Source organism: Maribacter arcticus (assembly GCF_900167935.1).
Classification (GTDB): Bacteria; Bacteroidota; Bacteroidia; order Flavobacteriales; family Flavobacteriaceae; genus Maribacter; species Maribacter arcticus.
The window spans coordinates 296,505-303,158 of record NZ_FUYL01000006.1; the positions used below are offsets into that span (position 1 = coordinate 296,505).

Genomic DNA, 6,654 nt, shown 5'->3' on the forward strand with positions numbered 1-6,654 from the left:
TTATAACGACCGTCTGACCCTTTTAAAAATGACCTTTCAGTGAACTTTCTAAAAGTTTAGCGATAGAAATGGAAATAAGTACTTTTTGAAAGTCTCCTAAAGGGTATAAGTATAGAAGCCTTTTTTTGTACTTTGAATGTAATCTTAAAAGTTTAATTATGGGTGGGGTTTATTACTCTTTACAAAAAGCGGATTTTGTAAAGAGTTTGGTCTTTTTAAAGTATAGTTCAGGGAGTTTAACTCTTGTCTTGAATACCTGCCTGAAAAGCGTAATGTAAAGAGTTGTGAAAGAAGTTTACAGATTTTCTTAAAAGGTGATAATCACATACTTTGTAAACTGACGAAAGAAAGAATGGTAATTTGTCTGAAAGGGGTATAACCTACCTTTTTTTATCAATGTTGAAAAATACTTTATCGAAACTTAGTTAAAACGCCTTAATTAAAATTGAAAACTGATAATTTAGGGGTTCGAAGATTTTAATATAAGAATTAAGAAATATGCCAATTAAAGTTGTGGAGCTTTTTGCAGGAGTTGGGGGTTTAAGAATTGGCCTTGAAGGTTATCCAAAAAGAGAAGACTCTAATTATGAAGTTGTTTGGAGCTCTTAATGAAAAGTTAAGAAATAATTCTTAGCGTACGTTTTCGCGCTTATGGGCTTGATACCTCATATATTAAAAGGAAGCATACTTGCTATAAAGGAAATAATAGATACTGGTAAAAACAGAACTACTCCTATTTTTATTGGCATCGGAGAGTGTGCTTCGCTTTGGGAAATGCTTCAAGTTCAGATGTCCTATTCTGCCTTCACAGGCAAGTAATATCGTAGATAGTTCACGCAAGGAGCTTACACCGCTCAAAGTAGCGTAAAGCATCGTTACTAAATGATCATTGCCGATTACTTACAACTTGAAGTTAAGATAGAGATTTAATATTCAAATTTGGCTGACGTTACACAGTGTTTTTCTAAAGAAATTACGAAAACGATTTCGTTATTCATGATCTATCAAATTCCACATTAACTTTATTGCAACACTTCATCGGTCTTTTTGATTTGCGTATTTCAAAATCACCATTAAACAAGGTGTAAAGAAGTGATGCATTATACCAGGTATAACAACCGCTATATTTTTATCCGCTTGCCCTTAAGCGGGTGATTTTTGGTTTCAAAACTGAAATTATTAAATTCTTAGACCCAATTGTAATTTTAACTTTTTAAGTTAAAATTTTCTAAAAAACCCTGGAAGCAATACAAGACAAAAACCCCTGCTTTTTTTAATTCAAATTAAATTTTCCAGATTTATAATATTATTAGGAATTTCTATTTTTTGGTGTTTTAATTATGAGTAACATGAAATATTATCAATTAAATTATTATTATCTATATTTTTAACACATAAACCTAAATAAACAATCTTAATGAAGATAAAATTAATTAAAAGTCTCTTTGTACTAGAATACATAAAGGGAGTTTATTATATATAAATATAGTAATTTTAAATATGCCATGAGATATTTTCAAAAGATGAATTTCGGGATTTTGGTCCTAACCCTGACTTTTTTTCAAACAACCACATCCCAAGAATCCAAATTCGAGGACATCCCCCTAAACAATTTAGGTGAATTTAAGGATGCCGGCAAAAACTGGGTCGTAGCATCGGAGTTTTCCAATGATTATTCCAAGGCATGGAATCTTAAAAAGCTAAAGTCTGGCACGGGGGTAGTACTCAACAACCTGACAGACAAGCATCACAGCCATTTGGTAACAAAAGAAGAGTTTGGGGATGTTGAAGTGGAGGTCGATTTTATGATGGACAAGGGTTCTAATTCCGGGGTATACCTCCAAGGCAGGTACGAGGTACAGTTGTTCGACAGTTGGCAGAATCCTAATCCTACCTTTTCGGATTGTGGTGGCATCTATCAACGCTGGGACGAATCCCGGACAGTAAAAGGATACGAGGGTATGGCGCCTCTCGCAAACGCCTCTAGGGCGCCAGGTCTATGGCAGCATCTACGCATAAGGTTCCAAGCTCCCCGCTTTGATGCTAATGGAAACAAAACAGCCAATGCCCATTTTGAAGAGGTTTATCTCAATGGGGTATTGGTGCAACAGCAGGTGGAGGTTACCGGCCCCACTAGGGCCTCGATTTTTGATAACGAAAAGGCTTTGGGTCCTTTGGTCTTTCAGGGGGATCATGGTAAAGTAGCCTTTCGGAACATTCGGTATCGTCCATTGGGAACAGAGACCGATGCCAAGGGTAACGGAAGGATTGGTGCCATTGTGATAAAGCCGGATGACAAACCTTATTTGCTTCGCAGTTTTATGATGTTCGAGGATAAGAAACTGGATTATATCATTTCGATGGGAGCACCCGATGGTCTTAATTATTCCTATGATCTTAGGCAAGGGGCATGGCTCCAGGTTTGGCGTGGAGGTTTTATGGATGCGACCGATATGTGGCACAGCAGGGGCGAGGCCCAATTGGCGAGGCCCTTGGGAAGCGTGGTGCCATTTTCCGATTCCCCGACAGTGGCCCGATTGTCGGATAGCAATATGGCATGGCCGGACTCCCTGGCCTTTGACGACCTTCAAAACGACGGATATCTACTTGATAAGAAAGGAGTGCCTACTTTTAAATATACGGTCAATGGAATCAAAGTATCGGATAAGATTTCTCCATCTAGCGATGGTTTTGGTTTAAACCGGACACTTACAACAGAAAATTCTTCTTCTAATTTGTATTTTAGGGTGATATCGGCAACTAAAATCGAACTGGTGGATAAGGGACTGTACCGCGTAGATGGAATTTATTATATAAGAATGGACAAAAATATTGAACCTTTAATTAGAACCAATGACCATGGACGGGAAATGCTGGTGTCCCTTAAGAATCCACATTCCACCTTGACTTATTCCGTAATATGGTAACCCTAAAACACAGAACGATGACACAAGTTATTATTACATTTTTTTATAAAGCCAAATTTGTGACACTATTTTTATTGAGTTTAACTTTTACTTTCTCCGGCTTTACACAAGATAAAACCGATTCCATTACCCAGCCGAAAGAGAGTGATTATTACGAAATAAAGACAGTACCTATTCCTGAGGGTATTTTTTTGGGCGTTGGCGGTATGGCTTTTCTACCCAATGATAAATTGGCCGTAAGTACCCGAAGGGGTGAAGTTTGGACAATTTCTAACCCATATATGAAGGACGGTCTGGTTCCTAGTTTTAAACTTTTCGCCCATGGCCTTCACGAACCGTTGGGACTTGCCTATCACGATGGGTCACTTTACTTGTCACAACGGCCAGAACTTACCCGCTTGACGGATTTGGATGGGGATGGTACGGCCGATGAATATAAAACGGTCTACCCTTTCCGTGTAACGGGAAATTATCATGAATATGCCTACGGTCCGGTATTCGACAAGGATGGAAAAATGATTGTAACTTTGAATCTGGCATGGATAAACCATTCCCCAGAATTGAGAAAAACAAAAGGATGGGGCCATATGGAGAGTCAGGTAAAATGGCGTGGTTGGATGTTGAAAATTTCGGAGGATGGAACAATGGAGCCCTATGCCACCGGTTTTCGTTCACCAGCGGCTTTCGGCCTTAACAAGGAGGGTGATATCTTTTATGCCGAGAACCAGGGAGGATGGATTGGCTCCGGTTATATAACCGCCTTGGAGAAAGGTGATTTTACCAGTCATCCCGCAGGACTAAAATGGTCAGGGGAAGAAGATTCCCCCGTAAAATTAAAGGTAGGAGATATTCCAGATACAGGGAAGCCCCAATTCGAAGTGGCCAAAAACATACCTGGTATCAAAACTCCTTCCGTTTGGATACCCCATGGGTATATGGGAGTTTCTACTTCAGGTATGCTTTTGGATGATAAGGGTGGATTTGGACCCTTTAAGGACCAAATTTTCGTAGGTGACCAGGGTCAAAGCTTGATTAATCGCGTATTTCTGGAAAAAGTTAAGGGAGTTTACCAAGGAGCTGTCTTTCCTTTTCGGAAAGGGTTCTCTTCTGGTGTTTTCCGAATGTGTTGGGGATCGGACGATAGTATGTTCGTCGGGATGACCGGCAGGGGATGGGGCTCTACGGGTGGAGAGCTCTTTGGTCTACAGCAATTGGTATGGAACGGAAAAATGCCGTTCGAGATAAAAGCTATTCGGGCAATGCCCGATGGGTTTGAACTAGAGTTTACCCAACCTGTAAACGAAATTACGGCAAGGGACGCGGATTCTTATAATTTAAAAACCTTTACATATGAGTATCATCATGAATACGGGAGCCCCGTAATCAATCAAGGGGAATGTACCGTAAAGGGCATTGAGCTATCAGCAGACCATACGAAAGTGCGTTTGTCCGTGGAGGGTATAAAGGAAGGCTATATCCATGAGGTGGACGTTGATGGTATTCGATCGGACAACAACAATTTCCCGGTGCTACACCCCAAAGGATACTATACCCTAAATAGGATACCCGATGGCAAGGCTATGGTAATAACTGCGACAAAAAAGACAGAAGAAATAACCAAGGTTGAACATTCTGCAAATATGAAAGGGCGTATTAACACTTCAAAGGAAAAGGTTGCTACTGCCAAAGAAAAGGCAAGAATTAAATCAATTCCTGAGACCAAAAAGACATTCAACCAAGTGCAGCCTTTATTGGAAAAGTACACATGCACCTCATGTCACAATATGGAAAAACGTACAGTTGGGCCTCCTTTTGCTGATATAGCCGAAAGAGGATATTCAAAGGATAAAATTATAGAACTTATATACCAACCCCAACCAGGGAACTGGCCAGATTATACACCGATGCCGCCCATGAGCCATATTCCGGAGGTAGACGTCCAGGAAATTGCGCAATGGATTAGTTCATTAAAAAAATAATCATTCTCTTTTTTGTTGCAAGTCCAACATCTCAGGACAAGGGAACCCTAGAAAACAGGAAAGGGGTCATAAGAAGATTTTTTCCCAAGAAAACTGACCTAAGAAAAGTGCCGCAAAAAAGAATAAAGGAAGTCGAAAGATTACTAAAGTACAGACCGATTAGAAAGTTCAATTATAATAATGCTATTGAGGAACTAAAAAATAAGTGTGTTGTACTTATTATGACTTGAACTCAGCATATTTAATATTACTTTTAATGCCTTATCTATAACTAGAAAATCATGAAATTTCATTTGTTAGTTTTCATTATTCTAACAGTTTTTTTAAGCTGTAATTCAGAACAGAAAAAAGTCACTAAAGATTCAAAAGCTGAATCATTTGAAGATGAAGCCATTTTAAACAATCCACCTAATGGTTATGAAACCTTATTTAATGGCGAAAATTTTAATGGGTGGAACATAATAACTGACAATAAGGAATCGGATGTTGAGTTGTTTTCAATAGAAAACGGTATGATTCAAACGTATAAAGATCTTGAAGCAAATTCTCTTCAACCTTTTGGTGAACTCATCACAGAAAAAGAATATAAAAATTATATTCTAACGTTAGAATATAAGTGGGGTGATAAAAAATTCAAACCACGACATGAAGCCGTAAGAGATGCGGGAGTACTATTTCATGCATTTGAGGAGTCTATTTTTTGGGCTAGTGGTGCTGAATGTCAAATACAAGAAGGAGACACAGGAGATTTATGGCTTATTGGAGTACGTGGTAGCACAAAAATTGACGCCAGCAATGGACATTACGCTCAGAAGGGAAAAGTATTTACTAAAGGTAAAGACCCCAAAAAACGTTATCAAAGCTTTGCCAGAAACTGGTTTTGGGAAAATATTACAGGATGGAATAAAATAGTCATTGAAGTAAAAGGAGATAAAGCAACCTTTATGGTAAATGGTAAATTAGTTAACGAAGTATTTGATTTAGGACATTATGATGAAGATAGTAAGGAATGGAAAACTCTGAAAAAAGGAAAAATTTTACTTCAGGCAGAAGGTGCAGAAATCTATTATCGAAATATATATTTGAAGCAGCTTTAACCCTTCGAAAGTGCGAGAAAGATATGATTAAAGCCCTCCGTCCTATTTAAAATTAAATACGTCCTGTTAACATAGAGAACGACTAGCTTGTCTCTACCGTCTGAGCTATGAACAGTACGGGAGCAAACTAGCGTTTGCTTTCCGCCCCGCACATAGCGAAATCTTTTTGTTTTGTTTTTTCTTTTTTTGTCCAATGCAACCCCGAAGCTTCGGGGCAAAAAATTTTGCGGACTTCATAAAAATACGCAAACCTTTCGATTAAGCCCGAAGCCCGTATTGTTTATAGGTTTTGTGCCTGTTGCACAAGTACTTGTTAAAAATAGTGATATTGATTAACTTTAGTTATGCAAGGACATAAAGATTATCAAGAGAAGCTTTTCAATAGTTTTCAGTTAAGTGAACGCATACCCAAGACCAATTTTTACAGGCGTTTAAAAGGAGTCTTAGATTTGAGTTTTCTTTATAAGTTGACCAATTCTTATTATGGACAGAGTGGTCAAAAGAGTATTGACCCTGTAGTATTTTTTAAGCTTTGTTTAGTGGGTTATTTAGAGAACCTTATCAGTGACCGCAAGCTAATAGCACATTGTTCAATGCGCTTAGATATTTTGTATTTCATAGGCTATGATATAGATGAAGAGTTACCCTGGC

The 6,654-nt window shown here is 38.4% G+C and carries 5 protein-coding genes and 1 pseudogene; all 6 read left to right on the forward strand.

What is annotated here, in order from left to right; all coding sequences use genetic code 11:
- Positions 1–651: 651 nt before the first annotated feature.
- Complete coding sequence (locus tag B5X55_RS19015) at positions 652–819, forward strand: hypothetical protein (protein ID WP_234999722.1); 168 nt, start codon at positions 652–654, stop codon at positions 817–819.
- A 686-nt stretch (positions 820–1,505) separates the two neighbouring features.
- Positions 1,506–2,927: a 3-keto-disaccharide hydrolase gene (locus B5X55_RS11535; protein WP_079512772.1), complete on the forward strand. Its 1,422-nt coding sequence runs from the start codon at positions 1,506–1,508 to the stop codon at positions 2,925–2,927.
- A 17-nt stretch (positions 2,928–2,944) separates the two neighbouring features.
- Complete coding sequence (locus tag B5X55_RS11540; protein WP_079512791.1) at positions 2,945–4,906, forward strand: DUF7133 domain-containing protein; 1,962 nt, start codon at positions 2,945–2,947, stop codon at positions 4,904–4,906.
- A 20-nt stretch (positions 4,907–4,926) separates the two neighbouring features.
- Positions 4,927–5,136 (forward strand): annotated as a pseudogene (locus B5X55_RS19345) (IS30 family transposase); the annotation flags it as partial.
- A gap of 51 nt (positions 5,137–5,187) precedes the next feature.
- A complete protein-coding gene (locus B5X55_RS11545) occupies positions 5,188–6,003 on the forward strand; it encodes a 3-keto-disaccharide hydrolase (RefSeq protein ID WP_079512773.1) in 816 nt (271 codons plus the stop codon).
- Positions 6,004–6,347: 344 nt separating this feature from the next.
- Positions 6,348–6,654 (forward strand): transposase (locus B5X55_RS11550; RefSeq protein ID WP_143814478.1); only part of this gene is annotated, 307 nt, incomplete at its 3' end.

Coding starts and splice junctions, on each gene's coding strand:
- B5X55_RS19015 (WP_234999722.1), top strand. CDS start 652: ATGGGCTTGATACCTCATATATTAAAAGGAAGCATACTTGCTATAAAG.
- B5X55_RS11535 (WP_079512772.1), top strand. CDS start 1,506: ATGAGATATTTTCAAAAGATGAATTTCGGGATTTTGGTCCTAACCCTG.
- B5X55_RS11540 (WP_079512791.1), top strand. CDS start 2,945: ATGACACAAGTTATTATTACATTTTTTTATAAAGCCAAATTTGTGACA.
- B5X55_RS11545 (WP_079512773.1), top strand. CDS start 5,188: ATGAAATTTCATTTGTTAGTTTTCATTATTCTAACAGTTTTTTTAAGC.